This window comes from Mesorhizobium sp. M0058, assembly GCF_040323095.1.
GTDB lineage: Bacteria > Pseudomonadota > Alphaproteobacteria > Rhizobiales > Rhizobiaceae > Mesorhizobium.
Map to the genome: position 1 here is coordinate 1 of NZ_JAMYUQ010000059.1, position 738 is coordinate 738.

1 protein-coding gene is annotated in these 738 nt (G+C 67.1%); it reads right to left on the minus strand.

The features are described from left to right. On the minus strand, positions 1-738 hold a 738-nt coding region (locus NKJ75_RS32780; RefSeq protein ID WP_352500764.1), incomplete at both ends, for a cadherin-like domain-containing protein.

Consider the following 738-nt stretch of genomic DNA (forward strand, 5'->3'; position numbering starts at 1 on the left):
AGCATGGGCCTCGTTGTCGAGCAGCGTGTAGGTATAGCTGACGGTGCCGGTTGCGGGATTGTAGCCGGTCACGTTCAGCGTATTGCCGAGCGCGGTGGTGAAGGAGCTGGCGGTGAACACGCCGTTGGTGATGAAGGCATGGCCGTCGATGGTCAGCGAGGCGATGCCGTCGGGCGAGGAGATGGTGAAGGTGCCGCCCTGGGTGGTGCTTTCCTTCGAGGTGTCGGAGCCGGCCGACTCGCCAACGCCGCGGCTGGCCAGGAGGTCATCCTCGTTGACGGTGACGTCGCCGCCGTTGGCGGCCGGCGTCAGGTCGGTGATCACCGGCGGCGAGTTGCCGATCGAGATGGTCAGCGTGGTGTGCGAGGTGTCGCCGTCGCCGTCCTTGATGGTGTAGGTGAAGACGTCGTCATGGCCACCGGCGGAGCCGGCATCGCGGGTATAGGTGTAGGTGCCGTCGGCGGCCAGCGTCAGCTTGCCGTAGAGACCCTGGATCTGCACGCCGAGTGTTGCGGTATTGTCGAGGGCGGCATTGGTGTCGCCGGCGACGACGCCGACCACGGCAGCGCCGTCGGCGCCCTTGGTATCGGCAACCCCGTCGGTCGTGTTGCCGTCGAGGGCATCGGTTCCGCCAACCAGCACATTGCCGGTGGCCGGGCCGAACAGGCCGGCCCCGATGCTGTCGATGTCGGCAACCGCGGTCGGCACGTCATCGACGATGTTGACGGACAGCGTGCC